Below are 19,060 nucleotides of genomic sequence, written 5' to 3'. Positions count from 1 at the left end.
ATTAAACCCTGTTTGAACTCTTACACATAGTTATCTTATCCATTACAACATTTTTCATAGCATTTTTTGCTGGAATTAAATATTTTCTTGGATCACTTTCATTTGGATTTTCATCAAAGAACTCTTTTATTGCTTGAGCAAAAGGTATCTTTAACTCTGTTGCAATATTAACCTTTGTTATTCCAAGATCTATTGTCTTTTGTACACACTCAAATGGAACTCCTGAAGCTCCATGTAATACTAAAGGTATTGAAACTTTCTTTCTAATCTCTCCCAATCTATCAAAATCAAGTTTTGGCTCTGATTTATATAGTCCATGAGCTGTTCCTATTGCAACTGCTAGTGAATCTATTCCTGTTTTTTCAACAAACTCTATAGCTTGATCTGGATTTGTATACATAGCATCTTTTTCATCAACTACTAAATCGTCCTCTTGCCCTCCTAATTTTCCCAATTCAGCTTCCACTGTTACATCAAATCTATGAGCATAATCAACAATTGATTTTACTATTTCAATATTATTTGCAAACTCATGATGAGAAGCATCTATCATTACTGATTTATACCCCATATCAATAGCTTTCTTTATATCCTCTATACTCTCATGATGATCAAGATGTAAAGCAATAGGAATGTCATACTTTCCAGTTGCAGCCTTTGCCATTTCATATAAGAACTCTACTCCTGCATATTTTACTGTACTTGGTGTTGCTGCTAATATCACTGGAGATCTCATTTCACAAGCTGTTTCTACAACCACTTGAATTGTTTCTAAATTATGTATATTAAAGGCTGGAACAGCATACCCATTTTTTTGTGCATCTAATAGCATTTTTCTTGTTGAAACTAACATTTTTTATCCCCCTCATATTTATGTATTATTACTCCTTGTACCACTCTATTTACCTCTCCTGTTGGACATGGATTATCTGGAGTGATATTTAAATATAGTGATTTATAAAAAGCATATTTTTGAGCTAATATTATATAATTAAACATTAAAAATACATCATGACAAACTTCCAAATCTATATTTATATAAAAATCTGATAATTTTTCTACTTCTTCATCATAGAAATTATCAAATACTACTATTTGATTTCCTTTTCTTTCTAAGCTCATCTCTTTTAAAAGATCTTTATCATACTTTCTTGTGTATTCATCTTGTGAAAGCATAATAAATATAACTGTTTTTTCATTTACTATTGATTTAGGACCATGTCTAAACCCCAATGGAGAATTATAATCTGTTACTATTTTCCCACCAGATAGTTCTAATGTTTTTAAAGATGCTTCTTGTGATAGACCTTTTAAACATGAACTTCCTAAAAATACAATTCTATCATGATCTAAATTTGCAATCTCTTTTATTTTTTCTAAAAATAAAGACATTGACTCTTGTCCTTTTTCTTTTATCTCATTTACATAATTTTTAAAAGAATCTAATTTCTCTAAATTAAATAACATCAACCCTGCTAAAGACATACATGTAAAACTTCCTGTCATTGCAAATCCCTTATCATTTGAATCTTTTGGCATTAATAATAAATAATTTTTTTCATTATTTTCAGATTTTTTAGCTAATTTCCCATCTGGATTACAAGTTAAAAATATTTGATATAAGTTATCCACTAATTGCTCTGCTAATTCAACTGTTGCTACACTTTCTGGAGAATTTCCTGATCTTGCACAAGATATTAAAAGAGTTTTTGATTTTTTCTTTAAATAAACTTGAGGATTACTAACAATATCTGTTGTTGCAATTGACTCAACCCATATTCCTTGCTCTTTTAAAAATGGAACTATTGTATTTCCAACAAATTCAGAAGTTCCTGCTCCTGTAAAGATAACCTTTAAATGATCTCTTCCTATTCTATCTAAAAAATCATTTAACCCTTTTTTATTTTTTTCTAATATCTCATAAGTTTCTTCCCATAATCTTGGTTGTTGATCTATCTCCTTAGCTGTTATATATGCCTTTATCTCTTCAAGTTTTGAAACTTCAATGTCAAAAATTTTCCCCACTTTATTCCCCCCTTAAATTTCTAACTATATTTTCATTTAAATCTTTTCCACTTAACTTATATGCATATAATGCTGCACCTAACACTGGTGATAATTGTGGTTCTATTAATCTCCCTTTAATATTATTTTCTTCTAAATATTTTTTTAAAGGTTCTAATACTAAATCTCTTGATTTAAAAACTCCACCACTATAAGATATTTTAACTTCATCTTTAAATTTAAGTTGCTCTACAACTCCCTTAACCATTAAATAATGTTCATAAGCTGCCTCTTGAAATATTTTAATACAAGATAGATCTCCAGCTAGTGCACCTTTAAAAACAAGAGTTGCCAGTTCTGCAACTTTTCCTCTTTCGAAATCAATTGTATTATATACATAATTTATAAGATCAAAATCCTTATCTAATTTCAATTCATCCTTATATATATTATATAATTTATTTTTTTCCATTCTTCCATCAGCTTGTTTACAAAAAAGCTCTATTCCTTTTTTACCTATCCAAAAAGCTGACCCTTCATCTCCACAAAAAAATCCCCAACCACTACTTCTAGCACTTTCATTTTTCTCATTTAATCCATAAGCTATTGCTCCTGTCCCTGCAACTAAATTTATTCCAGGACTACATGCTAAACTTCCAGCCCAACCATTTTCCACATCATTTCCACATTTAAATTTAATTCCTTTTAAAATTCCATTTAGAATTGTATGTATTTTAATATCATACTCCTCTCTTTCACCGTACCCTGGAACACCTAAAAAAACAAAATCTATACTATTATTTTCAATTTTTAAATTCTCTTTGATTTTTAAAATTCCCTTTTCAATAATATTTTTAAAACCATCAAGTCCCACTTGTTCATAGTGACAAGTTGTTGTTTCATATAAATATAAATTATTTCCATTTTCATCTATAGCTGAAAAAGCTGTTTTAGTTCCACCACCATCTACCCCTACAAATATCATATATCTCCCCTCGTTATAACAATTGTTATGTTGTACGTACCAGTTGCTAAGAGTATAGTATTTTTTTCTTTTATTGTCAATTTTTTTATAAAAAAAAAGAACCGAAGTTCTTTTTTAATTTTATTTCGCTAATTTATACACACCAGAATTTAATGCATTTTGAATAGCTGCTCTCACCTTTGTTGATCTTATTGTTGCTCCAGCCTTTTCTATTTTTTCAGGATGATAAAGAGATTCAATCCCCTCTTCTACCTCTTGATTTATTGTTGACTTTAAAGCTACTTCATATTGATTTTTATACATTTCCATATCTTTATCTTTTAAATAATTTTTCCCTTTATAATATAAAGTTCTATATTTAGCTGATGTTACTTTATCATTTTTCAAATTAAATTGTACTTCCACTTGTGTTTCTTGTCCTGAAACATAAACCCCTCTATAAGTTCCATCTCTATACTCTGCACCATATGCTAATCCACTTACCAATGTTAATAATAGTAGTACTTTTTTCATAAAATCCTCCCACAAGCTTTTTCAAGTATTCTATATTACTATACAAAGAATGTCAATTGTTTTGTTTTACAAAGTATATTCCAATCTATTATTTCTTTTCCTAAAGATTTCAATATCTCATTAATCATTATAAAATGATTACATCCAAAAAATCCTCTACTTGCCGATAATGGACTTGGATGTACCCCCTCTAAAATAAAATGCTGTTTTCCTGTAATTAATTTTTTCTTTCCCTTAGCATTATTCCCCCATAAAACAAATATAACGGGATCTTTTCTTTCATTTATTTTTTCTATTACAGAATCAGTAAATAAGCTCCATCCTATTTTAGAGTGAGAATTAGCCTCTCCCTCTCTTACTGTTAAAGCTGTGTTTAAAAGAAATATTCCCTGTTTTGCCCAATCAATAAGATATCCGTTTTGAAAAGTATCTCCCTCTCCTTCCATACCTATTTCCTTATAAATATTTCTTAAAGATGGTGGTATTTTTTCTCCCTCTTTAACAGAAAAAGCAAGCCCATGAGCTTGCCCTTTTCCATGGTAAGGATCTTGTCCTAATATTACCACTTTTATATTATTATAAGAAGATAGTTGAAAGGCTGTAAAAATCTCATCTTTAGGTGGGTAAACTATTTTTTCTCTATACTCTTTTTCTAAAAAAGAATTCATTTTAATAAAATAATCTTTTGAGTATTCATCTTTTAAAATCTTATCCCACTCATTACCTATTTTCAACATATTAAAACTCCTATTTATTTTTTATCAAGTGTTAAAGATCCACACTCTTTTATATATTTTTTCATTCCACATCCTGCACACTGCTCTCTACAATCAACAGTTAATGCTTGTTCCTCTGATTTTTTTAGTTCTCTAAGTAAAAATTCTTTACTTACTCCAATTTCAACTATATCCCAAGGCAACTCTTCATCTAACTCTCTTTTCCCTAGATATTTTTCTTCTGTTATTCCAAGATCACTCATTGCCTCTTTCCAAATTTCAAAATTATCTCTATAATCATCAAGTTTAGCACCTTTTTCATAAGCCAACTCTATTAATTTTCCAGTTAAATTATCTGCTCTTGATAAGAATCCTTCTAAATAAGATTTTTTTGGTGGATGCATTCTTAAAGTTGTTCCTTTTAATCCTTTAAAGGCATCTCTTAACATATCCTGTTTTCTAAATGTTTCCTCTACGTTCATTTGTTCACACCACTGATATGGAGTATGAGGTTTTGGAACAAAATTCGATACACTAGCTGTTATATTTACTCTTTTTCTTATTTTTCTACAAGCCCATGTTACATTTTTTACAAGTTCAAATATACCCATAACATCTTCATCTGTTTCAAATGGAAGCCCAATCATAAAGTAAAACTTTAAATTATCCCAACCAGCATTTACTGCTGCTATTGCTGTTTCCATAATCTCATCTTCTGTTACACCTTTATTTATAACATCTCTCATTTTCTGAGTTCCTGCTTCTGGTGCAAAAGTAAATCCTGTTCTTTTTCCTCCAGATATATCAACAGCAACATCAACAGAGTGTGTATTCATTCTCAATGATGGCAGTGATATTCCTAAATTTTTATTTTCATATTTCTTTTGTAACCCTGCTATTAAGTCACTAATTCCATTATAATCACTACTGCTCAGTGAAGACAGTGATATTTCAGAATGTCCTGTATTATAAAGCATATCATCTATTAATTCTATATTCTTCTCTAAACTTCTCTCTCTAACTGGTCTATAAACTATTCCAGCTTGACAGAATCTACATCCTCTAGTGCAACCTCTTTGTATTTCAACAGAAGCTCTATCGTGAACTATTTGTATATAAGGAACTAATTGATTTGAATAAGATACTGTTTTATCTAGATCTTGAACAATAGCTCTTTTTATTCTTTTAACTCCTTTATGTAGCTTCGGAATATAAACACCTTCAAAATCTTTTATAGCATCTAATTTTTCAGACTTTGTCTTTCCTTGAAGTTTTACAAGAGTTTCTGCTAACTTTGTCATTGTTTCCTCTCCATCACCAATAACAAAGAAATCCATAAAACTTTCCATTGCTGATGGATTCATCATGCAAGTTCCTCCAGCCATTATTAAAGGATCTTCCTCTGTTCTTTTATCTGCATGAATTGGAATTCCTGCTAAATTTAAAGCATTTAAAACATTGGGATAACACATTTCATAAGACAATGAGAATCCAACAACATCAAAATCTTTTAACTCTGATTTAGTTTCTAAAGAGAACATTGGAATATTATTTTCTCTCATTAATATTTCCATATCTTCCATTGGAGAGAATCCTCTTTCTAAGAAAAATCCAGGAATTTCATTCATTATGCTATAAAGTAATTTTATTCCTAAATTAGACATTCCAACTTCATAAATATCTGGAAAAAACAGACACATTCTACCTTTTATATCTTTTAAATCTTTGTGAAAACTATTAATTTCATTACCTAAATATTGCCCTGGTTTTTCCACAGACATTAGATATTTTTCTATATTTACTTTCATAACTCTCCTCATCTTCTATTGATCATCTATTCTTTGAAACACTTGCATTTTTTTATCTACATGTACATTATGATGATTTCTACATAATTTTGCAACTAAAAGATTTATTTCCTTAAGTTTTTCATAAGCAATTTCAGGATGTTTTTCTAATAATCTATCTCCTACTAACACTTTTTTTACTCTTCTAAAAATAGTGATATTGCCCTTTCCACTATCATGAAGGAGTGCTAATTTTAAATAATTTTCATCATCTTTTAAAAGTTCATTTTCTTTCACTTTTAAATATACATTAAAACTGTGTAACTTATCATAATCACTCATTCTATTAAAAATATTAAACTCATCTTTAGATAATATTTTTTTTATTTCCAATAAGTTCTTTTTATCAAATTTTAAAAATAAACAAGAAACTCCCTGCTTAATTCTAGAAAACATTTTATATCTCCCTTACTAAAATATTTCCATACTCTTTTCTTAATTTTTTTATCTCTGTTGCATTTTTTCCAATAAACTTACCTTTATTTTCACTATTTACATAAAGAATATAAAGGGAATTATCCTTTGTTTTTTCAATTTTTTCAACACCATTAATCTTTAACTCTTTATCTTCAAAAATCAGTTTATTTAAAAGTTCCTCTTTTAAAGTAACTTTATCTAAACTTAAATACTTTCCTGGATATGTTTCTATTTCTCCACTTAAAATATATCCTGCCATATTTCTAACTTGCTTTGGCATAAATGAGTTTCCAACAAATTTAAGTATATTTTTTTCAAATGTAACTTCTACTCTTCTTTCGTGTTCTTTTAACTCTATCCCTTTTTTATCAGTAAATCTACTTACATCATAAGTTCCACTTACCTCTAAAAGCGCTGCTTCAATTAAATTAATATCTCTTTTTATTCTTTTTTTTGGATATTTATATAGATACTCTCTCTCCTCTACATATTCAGGAAAAGATAAGTTTGGAAAAGTTTTATCCACTTTTCTTACAAAGATACTTTCTTTCATTTTTTCGTTAAATTTAAATATAATATCTGTTAAGTCTCCTTGAAAATTACTACTTACATAAAGCATATTTCTTTCAGCAGACACTTTAGCATCTGTTCTCCCACCTTGTTGAATTCCCTTGGCCCAAGAAAATCCTAAGCTGTTCATCTCTTTTCTAAATTCACCTTTTACAGTTACTTTCCCTGCCATTTCATCAAAAGAGTGAAATTTTGTTCCATTATAAAAAATTGTAAATATATAACCCCATTTACTTGTTTTTTCTATTCCTCTTAAATTCATATTACCCTCTTTTTTTTACTATATGACATCTTCTACATCTAGCTTCATAACTTTCACTAGCTCCAACTAAAACTATTGGATCATCTTCATAAGCTGGTTCTCCATCTACAAGTCTTTGAGTTCTCGAAGCTGGATTTCCACAACAAACACAAATAGCATTAAATTTATCTACATATTCAGCTCTTGCCATTAACTGATCCATTGGTTTAAAAGGTTCTCCTCTAAAATCTTGATCAAGTCCAGCTACAACAACTCTTTTTCCACTATCAGCTAACTCTTCACAAAACTCTACAACAGACTCTCCAAAAAATTGAACTTCATCTATTCCTATAACTTTTACATTACTATATTCCTCTTTAATTAATCTTCTCATCTCTTCAACTGTTGCAACAGGAACTGCCTCTATAAAAACGTGACTATGAGAAGCAACTTTAGCATTATCATATCTATTATCACTTGAATGTTTAAATACTACAATCTCTTGATTTGCATATTTTAACCTTCTCATTCTTCTAATTAGCTCTTCACTTTTTCCAGAGAACATACTCCCTGTTACTACTTCTATCCAACCCATTCCCTCTGTTAATAATAAATGCATTGCTCTTTGTTCCTCCTGTATTACTATTTTTTTTCTGTCTTCCATTATATCATAATTATTACTCTAAAACAAATTCTATGCATCATATAAAAAAAGATAGCAAAAGCTATCTTTTTAATAAGTCGCTACAATAATCTACAAATGTATAACTACCCCAAATTCCTCTAATTAAATTAAAAACTCTCTTATTGTTATAATCTAAAATAATATCCTCTTGATTTGCAAAAGCTTTAAAATCATTATCAAGCTTTAAATCTATTAATTCTTTATTTTCAATATCTAAGCTTTTTATGTACTCTTTTAATTTTTTTATAGTTTTATAGCTCTCTGTTCCACCATATTTTTCTAACGTGGTAAATTCTAAAAGATCTTTAGTTACATCTGCATCAAATTTTTTATTTTTAGAAAAAATAAAATCAGTTATTTTACTCCCATAACTTTCTAATAAATATCCTTCTACAAACGCTTTAAGAGAATCTTCTCCTCCATATCTTCTATAATACAAATAGCTTTGAGTTATTTTCAGATACTCATCTTCTATATCCTCTTTATCTATTGAATTTTCCTCTAAAATCAATATACTAGGTATATATATATCTAACATATAATTATACAGTATCTCTAAATAAGATAATAATCTTCCTGAACGTTCTCTATAATATCTTGAGAATCTCATAGCGTCCTCTATTATTTTATCTGAATTTTCAAATTTCTTAACTAACCCCATTGAGTCAATCTTTATATTCCATTCTTTTTGATAAACTTCATATACATTTTCAAACCAAAGTTGCATAGCCACTGTAAATCCATGAATCTTATTTACTTTTCCATATAAAGATATCTCTCCTAAAATTAAACTCTCTCTTCTAAATCTTTTTTTACTAAACTCTCTTATTGCTAAAATTTTATCTCTAGTTTCATTATTAAATAAACTCAATCTATCAAAATCATATATTTTTCTAAAATCTCCAATTATAATATTATCTACAACTATATCTATTTTTAGATTAGAAATTTCATCTCTTTTTTTTATATTTAAATAGTTTACAAGAGATCTTGTATATCTATCTTGATATTTTGATTCTTTTTTATATTTTAAATATTCTAAAAAAATGTCGCCGTTTTTACTATATTCAAATTCAAGAATATTTCTAGTTATTATGTTAACAATAGGTGTAAATATTCTTCTATACCAATTATCACATTTTTCCAAATAACTTTCCTCTTCATCATAAAAAAGATCGCTAAAATTTTTAATTTCTTCTCTTAAAAGCAAATAGCTTTCAGGTAAGCTAACATCTATTTTTTTCAATTTTGTTTCAAGTTCAAAAGCAAATCTCTCTCTACTTAATTTATCTAAGATATCATTTTTAGATGAGAAAAATTCATATACTTCTGCTTCTAAAGATGTAAAAGAAAGATTTTTGGCAACAGAAACTCTATGGTTTCCATCATAGACATAATACTCATCTCTCACCTTATAAAGAACAATTGGTGGTGCTGTTCCTCTTACTACAAGCTCATTATATACATTGACCCATCTATTCTTGGATGAGTCTCTTTTAGGGTTGAAATTTCTATCAAAGTCCCCACCTTTTTCAACTGTTCCAACAATTTTCTCCAAAGAAATCTCCCTTATTCCTAAATATATTTTTGTTGAAAACTCTCCTTCTCTCTCTATATCTTTAAATACCTTTATATTTTTATCTTTTCTATAAAAGAAGTTTAGCTTATTTTTCCTTAGTGCTTTTTTAAATGCTTCAACTCCATTTTCTGATTCAAAATAATCAAGCATAGTTCCTCCTAGTCTATATCCAAATCAATTATTTTATATCCAAATACATTTATTATTTTTGTCCCCTCCAAGTAGGCTTCTTTTACTTCGTGATGATTTTTTAAATGTACATGTCCATGAAGCCAATATTTAGGCTTCATAAAATCTATGGCTTTTTTATAGCTATAAAAACCTTTATGAATGGGATCGCTCCCTTCATTTATCCCTCCAATCGGAGAATGACTTATTATTAAATCTACATTTGAAAATTTTGCTTTAACAAAGCTTTTCATAACCATAAAAAATACATCTTTCTCACTATATTGATGCGATCCTCTTGAATATATTTGACTTCCATCATAACCTACTATTTTAATACCCTTTACTGTACATATATTTCCACCATCTAAATTTTTACAAAAACTGATATCATGATTTTCTGAATAAACATGATTCCCATTTACATAAATTAGTTCTTTATTTAAAATAGTAAAGAGGTAGTCTAAATACTTATTACTAACATCTCCACAAGATATAATAAGTTCTATCTCTGAAAACATTTTCTTTAGCTGATCTATAGGATATTTTTCTAGTATCTCTTCATCACTAACTGCAAGTATTTTCATGACTACCTCCACTTTATTCTATTTTTTATTTTTCATCTACATAACCAAGTTCTTTAAGGAATGGTTTTTTCTTTCTCCAGTCATCTTTAACTTTTACCCAAAGTTCCATATAGATTTCAACTCCTAAAAGTTTTTCAATCTCTTTTCTAGCTTCAGTTCCAATATCTTTTAACATTTTACCTTGTTTCCCTATGATAATACCTTTTTGAGAGTCTCTTTCAACGTATATATTAATGTCAAACTTATCTTTTCCATTATTTCTTCTAGTTACATTTATTATCTCAATAGCAACTGAGTGAGGTATCTCATCTCTTGTTCTTTCAAGTATTTTCTCTCTAACAACTTCTGTTATTATTCTGTACATAGGCATATCTGTATACATGTCATCTGGATAGAATTTTATTCCGTCTTCTAAAAAGGGATCTAACGCTGTTAATAATTTTGGTAATCCTATTGCATATTGCCCTGCTATTTCAACAACAGCACTAAATTCTCCTAATTTCTCTTTAATCTCTTCTCTTTTAGCTTCTAATTCCTCATCATTAATTTTATCTATTTTGTTTAAAATTAATATTTTAGGAATTTTATGAGCTAATTTTATTTTTTCAAGAACAAATAAATCTCCTGTACTTATCTCTTGAGAAGCATCAATAACCATAGCTATAACATCTACATCTCTTAATACTCTTAAAGCACTATTAGTCATATGCTCTCCAAGTAAATGTTTTGGCTTATGGATTCCTGGTGTATCTACAAAAATATATTGATTACCATTAAAATTTAAAATTCCTTTTATTGTATCTCTTGTTGTTCCTGCTTTATCAGAAACTATTGCAACCTTCTCGTCTACGAGTTTATTTATTAGAGTAGATTTTCCAACATTTGGTCTTCCTACTACTGCTATGAATCCAGCTTTCACTTGTCACTCATCTCCTATTCCTATTTTAAAGTATTTCTCTTTCGTTTTTAAATTTGAAACACTTTCTTCTCTATCATGTTCTAATTTTACCACACTTTTTAAAGTATTTCTCAACATATTTGGAGAAATCCCTCTTTTTATATGAGCTTTCTTTCCAAGAGTTATAAATCTTGCTCTAAAAGACTGTCTAGAAACCTTGTAAAATAAGATGTCACTGTGATTTTCATTTTTCTCATCTCTAATAGTTAAAATATAATATTTTAACTCATCTGATAACTCATCTGATAATTTTATCATTCCAAGACCGTCCAAATTTAAAACACCACAATATGAATATAGTTTCAAATCTGATACTTTCAATTTCAAAATATCATTAATTGAGAGTTTTGTTTCTATTAATAATTTTATTAATATTTTATCTCTCTCTCCTTTTTCATCCTTTTCACAACTATTTAAAATAGCTTCTATTTCCCACTCTTCTAACTCTTCTATTTTTTTTTCAGAAGCTTTTTCTAAAATTATTCCATCTGTCGGCAAGGATTCAACCATATTTTTTTTAAATAAAAATTTATAAAATCCTTTTATTGTACTTATCTTTCTAGATATTGTATTTGCTTGATATTTATCTTTTAAAAATTTTATATAGTTTATCACATCCTCTTTGGACACTTTTAATAAATCTTTTTCAATAAAATTCTTAAAATCTCCTATATCCCATTGATATATATCTAATGTTTCTTTTTTTATATCTTTTGATTCTAATTTATACTCTAAAAATTCTTTTAATAAATCCATCTATCCCTCACTTAAAAGTTCCTTTGCATGCTTTAGTACTGCTTGAGAAATATTTTTTCCACCTAGCATTCTTGCAATCTCTTGAACTCTTTCTTGATCAGTTAATTTTTTTACCTGAGTTACAGTTTTATTTTCAATTAATTTTTTTTCTATATAAAATTGCTGAGAAGCTTTAGAAGCTATTGCTGGAGAGTGAGTTATACTCATAACTTGAGTTGTTTTTCCAATTTCTTGTAATTTATCTGCAATTTTTCTAACTGTTTCTCCACCAACTCCTGTATCAATCTCATCAAATATTAAAATTGGAATATTATCAACTTTTGAAAAAATAACTTTTATAGCTAACATTATTCTACTAACTTCACCACCTGAAGCTACTTTCCATAAAGGTTTTAAAGATTGTCCAATATTTGTTGATATCATAAATTCCACTTGATCTACTCCAGTTATTCCCATGTTTTGCGCTTCTTCAAACTTAATTTTAAACTGAGCATCTCCCATATTTAATCCCTTAAGTTCATCTTTTAAGTTTGTCTCAATAAGACTAGCTTTTTCAAGTCTTATTGAAGTTAACTTTTCAGCTTTTTCAAAATATAATTTTTTTGCTATCTCTCTTTCTTTTAAAAGTTTTTTTATTTGGAAACTATTTTCATCTAAAAGTTGTAATTTTTCTTCAATATTATTTCTATATTCTAAGATATCTGAAATTTCATCTCCATATTTTGATTTTAATCTATTTATATTATCAAGTCTTGATATTACTTTATCTAATCTAATGTCATCCCCTTCAATACCACTATTTAAATCACTCATATAATCTACACAATCTTGTAAATCATAATATACTCTTTCTAATTTTTCTAAAATATCTTGAAACTCTTTTCCATATTTAGAAACAATCTCTAGATTTTTTTTACTATTAGATATTATAGTTAAAGCGTTAAGTTCTCCATCACGAAGTAAAGATTCTGACATTGATAACTTTTCCTTAATTTTCCCTGCATTGAAAAGTTTTTTATACTCTTCCTCTAATTTTTCATCTTCATTTTCTTTCAAACTTATTTTATCAATTTCAAGAAGTTGATATTCATAAAACTCTTTTTTCTCCATTGTTTCTTTCTTATTTTTTTCAACATCTTGTATTCTTCTATCTAAACTAGAATATTTACTAAAAAGTACTTCTAATTCCTTTTTAATCTCTAGACCCTTTTCTCCTAAAAATCTATCTAATAATCTTAAATGATTATTTTTATTTAGTAACATTTGATGAGAGTGTTGACCTACAATATCCACAAGAGTCCCCATAATCTCCTTTAAACTAGACATTGGAACTCTTATATTATTTACAAAGGCTTTTCCTCTTCCGCTCTTATCAATATGTCTTCTAACTATTACTTCCTGATCTTCAGCTTCTATTCCTAACTCTTTTAATTCTTGCTCTTGCTCCTCATTAACTCCAAATACACCTTGAGCCAATAGATGATCCTCTCCATCTCTCACCATATCAGAACTAGCTTTTTCTCCAATTAAAAGATTTATTCCACTTAAAATAATAGATTTTCCTGCTCCTGTTTCTCCTGTTAAAACTATCAATCCATTATCAAACTCAAGATCAACTTTTTCTATAATAGCTAAATTTTCAATTTTTAACTCTTTTAGCATAAACTATCTCCCCATTTTAACTTATCTCTCAGTACTCCATAATAATCTCTACCTTCTGGGAGAATTAAATTCAATCTTTTATCTGAGTAACAAATTGAAATAATCTCCTGTTCTCTAAGTTCTCTTTTAATCTCTCCATCAATTATTATGCAACCTTTCTCTTTTTCTCTTAAAGATAGTATTAACTTTTCATCTCCATTTATAATTATTGGTCTTGTAGTTAAATTATGTGGTGCTAAAGGTGTTATTATTATTACCTTTAAACCTGGCATCACTATTGGGCCTCCAGCAGATAAAGAATAAGCTGTTGATCCTGTTGGTGTTGCTATTATTAATCCATCTGCTTTGTAATTACAAATTGTACTTTTATTTGTTCTTGCTGAAATATTTAAAATCCTAGAAACTGCTGCTGCTTTTGATATTACAACTTCATTTAGAATATATATAACTTCACCTCTAGATTTTAATTGTAATAGAGATCTTGGTTCTCTTTGATACCTTCCCTCTAAATAATTTTCAAAAGTTTCTTTAAATTCTTCTGCTTTGATCTCTGTTAAAAACCCAAGAGATCCTGCATTTACAGCAAATACATCTATTGCTTCATTATTTTTTATTATACTTTTAGAAGCTCTTAATAAAGTTCCATCTCCACCTATTATAATAATAAATGTAGCTTCTTTTATTTTTGACTTTGGAACTATCTCTATATTCTTTTCTTTAAAAAAAATCAAATACTCATCATTTAATTTTTTTGCAAACTCTTTCCCTTCGTTGTAAATGATGACTCCTTTCATTACCTTCCTCCATTAAAATAAATTTTCTGGATTTATTGGTTTTAATTTAAATCTTACTTCATAATATAAGTTTGGTTCTCCTTCTGTAGTAAGTCCTAAAACCCCTATATCCTGACCTTTTCTTATTTGTTGATTCAGTGTTACCCCCACTGCTATTAAATTTCCATAAACACCGATTGTATTATATCCATAATCTATCATAACCACATTATTAAGTCCTTGAAATTTATCAGCATAAATAACTTTTCCACCCATAGATGATTTAACCTTAGAACCCATTCGACCTCTAATTTCAATTCCGTTACTTACTACTTGGCCACCTTTTTTTTCTCTAAATCTAACTATCACTCTTCCTGCAATTGGTTTTATAAATTTTCCAAGTCTAGCCAGTGCTGTATTTAATTTAATATTTTTATTTGTAACACTTCTAGCCTTAATTATTCTTTCGATCTCTTTTGCTATTCTCTTCTTTTGTGCTTGTAAATTTGAGATACTTTTTACGTGATTTGTTTTCTCTTTATTCAACTTAGATATCAATCTATTTTTTTCTATTTTTTTATATTCTATTTTTTTTCTATTACTATCCAATCTTGCTTTTAAACTAGTTAATTTCCTTTTGTCTTTCTCAATATTTGCTTTTACATGCTGAATTGAACTTTGAACCTCTTTTATATGTTCCATACTTTCTAAATCACCAAATAATAATCTTGAAAAACTTCTCTTAGCTATGCTTTTTTCTTTTGTATCACTTTCCATATTGGCAATTCTATTTATTTCAATCATCTTTGCTTTGTATTCTGACTGCTTTCTCTCTAAAGCTTTGTTACTAACACCTAAATTTAGTCCACCATATTCTATATTTTTATTTACTACAACAATTTCACTTTTTATTTGATCTGCATCATTTTCAATATCTTTTATCTCTTTATTAATTTTTATAATTTGTTTTTCTACACTTATCTTTTCTGAATTTATATTTTTTATTCTCGTATTTTTTTGCTTTATTTCTGAATCTATTTTTTTCATTCTGTTTTTTAAGTTATCTACATTATCTCCATAAAGCAAAGCTGATACTAGCAAAAACAACAGTATCTTTTTCATGTTATACCTCTTCTTTTTTTACTTTTGCTGTGGCTTTCCAAGATACTACTATAACAATTAATACAGCAATAAATTCTATAAAAAATAGTTGCTTAAAACTTTGTAAAATTAAATTTGGTAATAATATTAAAAGTTTATCTCTTAATATTATATAGATATTGAAAAATAAAAGATTTCCAATTATAGCACTAACTATAAATGGAATTAAATTTTTATTTCTTGCTACCATATAATTTTTAGGATTTTGAGAATTTTTTATAGCATACATTGTATAATCTTTAAAAATATTTCCTCTTAATGTTGTTGAAATTAAAAAAAACATACTTCCTGCAAAAAATAAAAATAAAAACAGCGATGTATTCACTGCACTCACTTTCATTTGAGTACTTTGTAAAAATTTACTGTCTATATATATCTCTCTTACGTTTGGATTAACATCTAACAATTCTTGAACGACATGTATATCATTTTCATTATTAAAAGAAACTATTATTGAATTGGGTAGTGGATTTTCACTCTTTGGAATTATTATTTCCAATTCTTTTTGTAAATTTCTAAAAGCTTCTGTCTTGTCAAGATACCTCAATCCTTTTACACTATTATTCTTTAATAAAAATTTTTCAAACTCCTCTATTTGAGGTAATTTCAAATTATTTTGTAACTCAACTGTTAAAAAATAATTATTTTTTAATACCTTACCTAAAAAATAACTATTTGATGCCATTGAAATAAACAAATTAAAAATCATAAAACTTAAGACTAAAACAATAAAAGTCCTTTTCACCTTTTTAGCTCCCATTTTTTCTCCCTTTTATAATGAAAATATAGAGGCGCATTTTATCGCCTCTATCCTTTTAATTATATTATAAGTTTTCTTTTACCACTGATATTATCTTAGAAGCTGTTAATTCATACTTCTCAAGTAACTCGTCACCCTTTCCACTTTGTCCAAATTTATCATAAATTCCAATTTTCTTTACTAATGCTGGATGAGTTTCTGATAAAAATTCTGATACTGCTGATCCTAATCCACCTATTACAGAATGTTCTTCTGCAGTTACAATGAACTTAGTTTCTTTAGCTGCTTTTAAGATTGTTTCTCCATCTAAAGGTTTTATAGTTCCAGCATTTATAACTCTCACTGATACTCCCTCTTTAGCTAACTCTTCTGCTGCTTCTAAAGCTCTTGCAGTCATAAGTCCTGTAGCAACAACTGTTACATCAGTTCCCTCTTTAATTGTATTTGCTATTCCTATTTGAAAATCATATGATTCATCAAATAAAACTGGAACATCTAATCTTCCCATTCTAATATAAACAGGACCTTCATATTCTGCTGCTGCAAATATCATTTTTTTAGTTTCTGTTGCATCTGCTGGAGATAAAACTACCATTCCTGGAATTCCTCTCATTAAAGATATATCTTCAATTGATTGATGAGATCCTCCATCTTCTCCAACTGATATTCCTGCATGTGTAGGAGCTATCTTTACATTTAATTTTGGATAAGCTACTGTATTTCTTATTTGCTCATAAGCTCTTCCTGCTGCGAACATTGCAAATGTTGATGCAAATGGAATCTTTCCACAAGTTGCAAGTCCTGCTGCTGTTCCAATTAAGTCAGCTTCAGCTATTCCCACATTTATATGTCTTTCAGGAAATTCCTCTTGAAACAAATTCGTCTTTGTTGATTTTGTTAAATCAGCATCTAAAACTACTATATTTTCATTCATTCTTCCAAGCTCTACTAGTGCCTCACCGTAAGCCTGTCTTGTTGATTTCTTTTTCATTTTTCCCTCCGAAAGTTATTATATCTGTGATACTTTTTCTAGCTCTTTTACTGCTCTTTCTGTTTCTTCTGGTGTTGGAGCTACTCCATGGAAACCACAAACATTTTCCATAAATGATACTCCTTTTCCTTTAGTTGTTTTTGCTATAATTGCAGTTGGTTTTCCTTTTACTTCTTTTGCTTCGTCTAAAGCAGCAAATATTTCATAGAAGTTATGTCCGTCTATTTTAATTACGTTCCATCCAAAAGCTTCCCATTTCTTATCTAATGGCTCTATTCCCATTACTTTATCTACATTTCCATCTATTTGAAGATTATTTGAATCAATGAAAACACATAATGAATCAAGTTTGTAATGAGCTGCAGTCATAGCCGCTTCCCAAACCTGACCTTCTTGCATCTCTCCGTCACCCATTAAAACATAAGTTCTATAGTCCTCACCAGAGATTCTTCCAGATAAAGCCATTCCGTTAGCTACTGATAATCCTTGACCTAATGATCCAGTTGAAATTTCAATTCCTGGTAATTTTTTCATATCAGGATGACCTTGTAAAGGTGATCCATAAGCTCTTAGTGTTCCTAGTAACTCTTTATCAAAATAACCTCTCTCTGCTAATGCTGAGTATAATACTGGAGCTGCATGTCCTTTTGATAGTACAAATCTATCTCTACCAATCATCTTTGGGTTTTTAGGATCTATATTCATTTCTGAAAAATAAAGTGCAGTTATTATATCTGCTGCTGATAATGACCCTCCTGGATGACCTGACTTTGCTTTACATATCATTTGAACGATATCTTTTCTTATTTTAGCTGCTTGTTCTGCTAAAAGTTTTACGTCTCTCATTTTTTCTCCTTTCAATCTATTTTATTTAGTTAAATTATATTAAAATTTCACTTCTTTTGTCAAGATTTGGTATGGGATTTATTGGTTTTTTACTGTACTAAAACAGAAAATTTATTTTTTGAGAAATAAAGTGTACAACATAAAAAATAAAATCGCTTATCCCTTTATACTTCACAGCGCTAAATATTACTATCGTTACAGAAAAAAATATAAACGGTCTAAAAAACTTTTCCTCTTTTTTCCTATTTTTAACTATTGTGTACACTCCACCAATCATAAGAAGCAATGCTTCAGTGTAATTTTCAGAATATTTTATAGCTAAAAATATAGCATAAATACTTGTGCAGTATATAAAGCCTCGACTCCATTTAACTCCTAATCCAAATCTGCACCAAGGATAATATATTAGGGCTCCCCTTGACCACCCTTTTGGAAATGAATCAAATATCATATGTAAACCTATTGCTAAAGAAAATCCAATTATTGAAAATCTAAAAACTTCTACATTTTTCTGGGTGTTGAAAAAATAAATCATCAACCAAAGAATTAAAGGACTATGAGTTAATATATTTCTATGCTTTATTTTTAATTTAAAATCCCAATCAGGAAATTTTATTCCAATTAAAAAAGAGGTCCATATAAGCATTACTCCTACAAATCCAATTGATTCTCCTTGCTCCATTATTTTTGTAAATTCAACCATCTATAATCCTTTCAATTTTTAGTATATTATACCACATTATTTTTTAAAACAAAAAAAAAGAGCTAAGTTTCCACTTAACTCTTATCTATTTAAAAGAATTACTTAGTAATTTCTGCAACAACTCCAGAAGCTACTGTT

The 19,060-nt window shown here is 28.4% G+C and carries 20 protein-coding genes; all 20 read right to left on the bottom strand.

Annotation, left to right across the window (positions count from 1 at the left end):
- Window position 1 precedes the first annotated feature (1 nt).
- Window positions 2-853, bottom strand: a complete 852-nt coding sequence (locus tag Q0V09_RS00965; protein WP_297404498.1) for a tagatose bisphosphate family class II aldolase — start codon at window positions 851-853, stop codon at window positions 2-4.
- A complete protein-coding gene (locus Q0V09_RS00960) occupies window positions 847-2,025 on the bottom strand; it encodes an SIS domain-containing protein (RefSeq protein WP_297486762.1) in 1,179 nt (392 codons plus the stop codon). Before Q0V09_RS00960 ends, Q0V09_RS00965 begins: the two co-directional genes overlap by 7 nt.
- 1 nt (window position 2,026) lies before the next feature.
- Window positions 2,027-2,989 carry a BadF/BadG/BcrA/BcrD ATPase family protein gene (locus tag Q0V09_RS00955; protein WP_297405206.1) on the bottom strand — a complete coding sequence of 321 codons (963 nt, stop codon included), beginning with the start codon at window positions 2,987-2,989 and terminating at the stop codon, window positions 2,027-2,029.
- A 120-nt stretch (window positions 2,990-3,109) separates the two neighbouring features.
- Window positions 3,110-3,502, bottom strand: coding sequence for a hypothetical protein (locus Q0V09_RS00950; RefSeq protein WP_297405208.1), 393 nt, complete (start codon window positions 3,500-3,502; stop codon window positions 3,110-3,112).
- A 38-nt stretch (window positions 3,503-3,540) separates the two neighbouring features.
- Window positions 3,541-4,239 (bottom strand): uracil-DNA glycosylase, encoded by a 699-nt coding sequence (locus tag Q0V09_RS00945; RefSeq protein ID WP_297405210.1) that lies wholly within the window; start codon window positions 4,237-4,239, stop codon window positions 3,541-3,543.
- A gap of 14 nt (window positions 4,240-4,253) precedes the next feature.
- Complete coding sequence (locus Q0V09_RS00940; RefSeq protein ID WP_297405212.1) at window positions 4,254-6,026, bottom strand: TIGR03960 family B12-binding radical SAM protein; 1,773 nt, start codon at window positions 6,024-6,026, stop codon at window positions 4,254-4,256.
- A gap of 15 nt (window positions 6,027-6,041) precedes the next feature.
- Window positions 6,042-6,461: an HD domain-containing protein gene (locus Q0V09_RS00935; protein ID WP_297405214.1), complete on the bottom strand. Its 420-nt coding sequence runs from the start codon at window positions 6,459-6,461 to the stop codon at window positions 6,042-6,044.
- A gap of 1 nt (window position 6,462) precedes the next feature.
- Window positions 6,463-7,314: a pseudouridylate synthase gene (locus Q0V09_RS00930; protein WP_297405216.1), complete on the bottom strand. Its 852-nt coding sequence runs from the start codon at window positions 7,312-7,314 to the stop codon at window positions 6,463-6,465.
- A gap of 1 nt (window position 7,315) precedes the next feature.
- Window positions 7,316-7,912 carry a thymidine kinase gene (locus Q0V09_RS00925; RefSeq protein WP_297405218.1) on the bottom strand — a complete coding sequence of 199 codons (597 nt, stop codon included), beginning with the start codon at window positions 7,910-7,912 and terminating at the stop codon, window positions 7,316-7,318.
- Between the two features lie 106 nt (window positions 7,913-8,018).
- Window positions 8,019-9,707: a hypothetical protein gene (locus tag Q0V09_RS00920; protein ID WP_297405220.1), complete on the bottom strand. Its 1,689-nt coding sequence runs from the start codon at window positions 9,705-9,707 to the stop codon at window positions 8,019-8,021.
- Window positions 9,708-9,715: 8 nt separating this feature from the next.
- Window positions 9,716-10,312 carry a metallophosphoesterase gene (locus Q0V09_RS00915; RefSeq protein WP_297405222.1) on the bottom strand — a complete coding sequence of 199 codons (597 nt, stop codon included), beginning with the start codon at window positions 10,310-10,312 and terminating at the stop codon, window positions 9,716-9,718.
- A 25-nt stretch (window positions 10,313-10,337) separates the two neighbouring features.
- Window positions 10,338-11,231 (bottom strand): GTPase Era, encoded by an 894-nt coding sequence (era, locus tag Q0V09_RS00910; protein WP_297405224.1) that lies wholly within the window; start codon window positions 11,229-11,231, stop codon window positions 10,338-10,340.
- Window positions 11,232-11,234: 3 nt separating this feature from the next.
- Window positions 11,235-12,026: a tyrosine-type recombinase/integrase gene (locus Q0V09_RS00905; RefSeq protein WP_297405226.1), complete on the bottom strand. Its 792-nt coding sequence runs from the start codon at window positions 12,024-12,026 to the stop codon at window positions 11,235-11,237.
- Window positions 12,027-13,688 carry a DNA repair protein RecN gene (gene recN, locus Q0V09_RS00900; protein WP_297405228.1) on the bottom strand — a complete coding sequence of 554 codons (1,662 nt, stop codon included), beginning with the start codon at window positions 13,686-13,688 and terminating at the stop codon, window positions 12,027-12,029.
- On the bottom strand, window positions 13,682-14,482 hold the full coding sequence (locus tag Q0V09_RS00895) for an NAD(+)/NADH kinase (protein WP_297405230.1): 801 nt from the start codon (window positions 14,480-14,482) through the stop codon (window positions 13,682-13,684). The genes recN and Q0V09_RS00895 overlap by 7 nt, the downstream gene beginning before the upstream one ends.
- 12 nt (window positions 14,483-14,494) lie before the next feature.
- Window positions 14,495-15,583, bottom strand: a complete 1,089-nt coding sequence (locus Q0V09_RS00890; RefSeq protein ID WP_297405232.1) for a peptidoglycan DD-metalloendopeptidase family protein — start codon at window positions 15,581-15,583, stop codon at window positions 14,495-14,497.
- Between the two features lies 1 nt (window position 15,584).
- Complete coding sequence (locus tag Q0V09_RS00885) at window positions 15,585-16,382, bottom strand: permease-like cell division protein FtsX (RefSeq protein WP_297405233.1); 798 nt, start codon at window positions 16,380-16,382, stop codon at window positions 15,585-15,587.
- Window positions 16,383-16,446: 64 nt separating this feature from the next.
- On the bottom strand, window positions 16,447-17,373 hold the full coding sequence (locus tag Q0V09_RS00880) for a transketolase family protein (RefSeq protein ID WP_297486759.1): 927 nt from the start codon (window positions 17,371-17,373) through the stop codon (window positions 16,447-16,449).
- An 18-nt stretch (window positions 17,374-17,391) separates the two neighbouring features.
- Window positions 17,392-18,219 carry a transketolase gene (locus tag Q0V09_RS00875; RefSeq protein WP_297486756.1) on the bottom strand — a complete coding sequence of 276 codons (828 nt, stop codon included), beginning with the start codon at window positions 18,217-18,219 and terminating at the stop codon, window positions 17,392-17,394.
- A 97-nt stretch (window positions 18,220-18,316) separates the two neighbouring features.
- The gene (locus Q0V09_RS00870; protein WP_297486754.1) at window positions 18,317-18,922 is read right to left on the bottom strand and encodes a metal-dependent hydrolase; all 606 of its coding nucleotides are present in this window, start codon (window positions 18,920-18,922) and stop codon (window positions 18,317-18,319) included.
- Window positions 18,923-19,060 lie beyond the last annotated feature (138 nt).

The sequence above is a fragment of the uncultured Cetobacterium sp. genome, assembly GCF_947039425.1.
Lineage (GTDB): Bacteria > Fusobacteriota > Fusobacteriia > Fusobacteriales > Fusobacteriaceae > Cetobacterium_A.
Note: the sequence above shows the minus strand (reverse complement) of the source record. Positions and strands in the feature narration are given on the sequence as shown.

Coding starts and splice junctions, on each gene's coding strand:
- Q0V09_RS00915 (WP_297405222.1), bottom strand. CDS start 10,312: ATGAAAATACTTGCAGTTAGTGATGAAGAGATACTAGAAAAATATCCT.
- Q0V09_RS00965 (WP_297404498.1), bottom strand. CDS start 853: ATGTTAGTTTCAACAAGAAAAATGCTATTAGATGCACAAAAAAATGGG.
- Q0V09_RS00955 (WP_297405206.1), bottom strand. CDS start 2,989: ATGATATTTGTAGGGGTAGATGGTGGTGGAACTAAAACAGCTTTTTCA.
- Q0V09_RS00905 (WP_297405226.1), bottom strand. CDS start 12,026: ATGGATTTATTAAAAGAATTTTTAGAGTATAAATTAGAATCAAAAGAT.
- Q0V09_RS00950 (WP_297405208.1), bottom strand. CDS start 3,502: ATGAAAAAAGTACTACTATTATTAACATTGGTAAGTGGATTAGCATAT.
- Q0V09_RS00870 (WP_297486754.1), bottom strand. CDS start 18,922: ATGGTTGAATTTACAAAAATAATGGAGCAAGGAGAATCAATTGGATTT.
- Q0V09_RS00885 (WP_297405233.1), bottom strand. CDS start 16,382: ATGGGAGCTAAAAAGGTGAAAAGGACTTTTATTGTTTTAGTCTTAAGT.
- Q0V09_RS00945 (WP_297405210.1), bottom strand. CDS start 4,239: ATGTTGAAAATAGGTAATGAGTGGGATAAGATTTTAAAAGATGAATAC.
- Q0V09_RS00935 (WP_297405214.1), bottom strand. CDS start 6,461: ATGTTTTCTAGAATTAAGCAGGGAGTTTCTTGTTTATTTTTAAAATTT.
- Q0V09_RS00875 (WP_297486756.1), bottom strand. CDS start 18,219: ATGAGAGACGTAAAACTTTTAGCAGAACAAGCAGCTAAAATAAGAAAA.
- Q0V09_RS00880 (WP_297486759.1), bottom strand. CDS start 17,373: ATGAAAAAGAAATCAACAAGACAGGCTTACGGTGAGGCACTAGTAGAG.
- Q0V09_RS00920 (WP_297405220.1), bottom strand. CDS start 9,707: ATGCTTGATTATTTTGAATCAGAAAATGGAGTTGAAGCATTTAAAAAA.
- Q0V09_RS00890 (WP_297405232.1), bottom strand. CDS start 15,583: ATGAAAAAGATACTGTTGTTTTTGCTAGTATCAGCTTTGCTTTATGGA.
- recN (WP_297405228.1), bottom strand. CDS start 13,688: ATGCTAAAAGAGTTAAAAATTGAAAATTTAGCTATTATAGAAAAAGTT.
- Q0V09_RS00930 (WP_297405216.1), bottom strand. CDS start 7,314: ATGAATTTAAGAGGAATAGAAAAAACAAGTAAATGGGGTTATATATTT.
- Q0V09_RS00925 (WP_297405218.1), bottom strand. CDS start 7,912: ATGCATTTATTATTAACAGAGGGAATGGGTTGGATAGAAGTAGTAACA.
- Q0V09_RS00940 (WP_297405212.1), bottom strand. CDS start 6,026: ATGAAAGTAAATATAGAAAAATATCTAATGTCTGTGGAAAAACCAGGG.
- Q0V09_RS00895 (WP_297405230.1), bottom strand. CDS start 14,482: ATGAAAGGAGTCATCATTTACAACGAAGGGAAAGAGTTTGCAAAAAAA.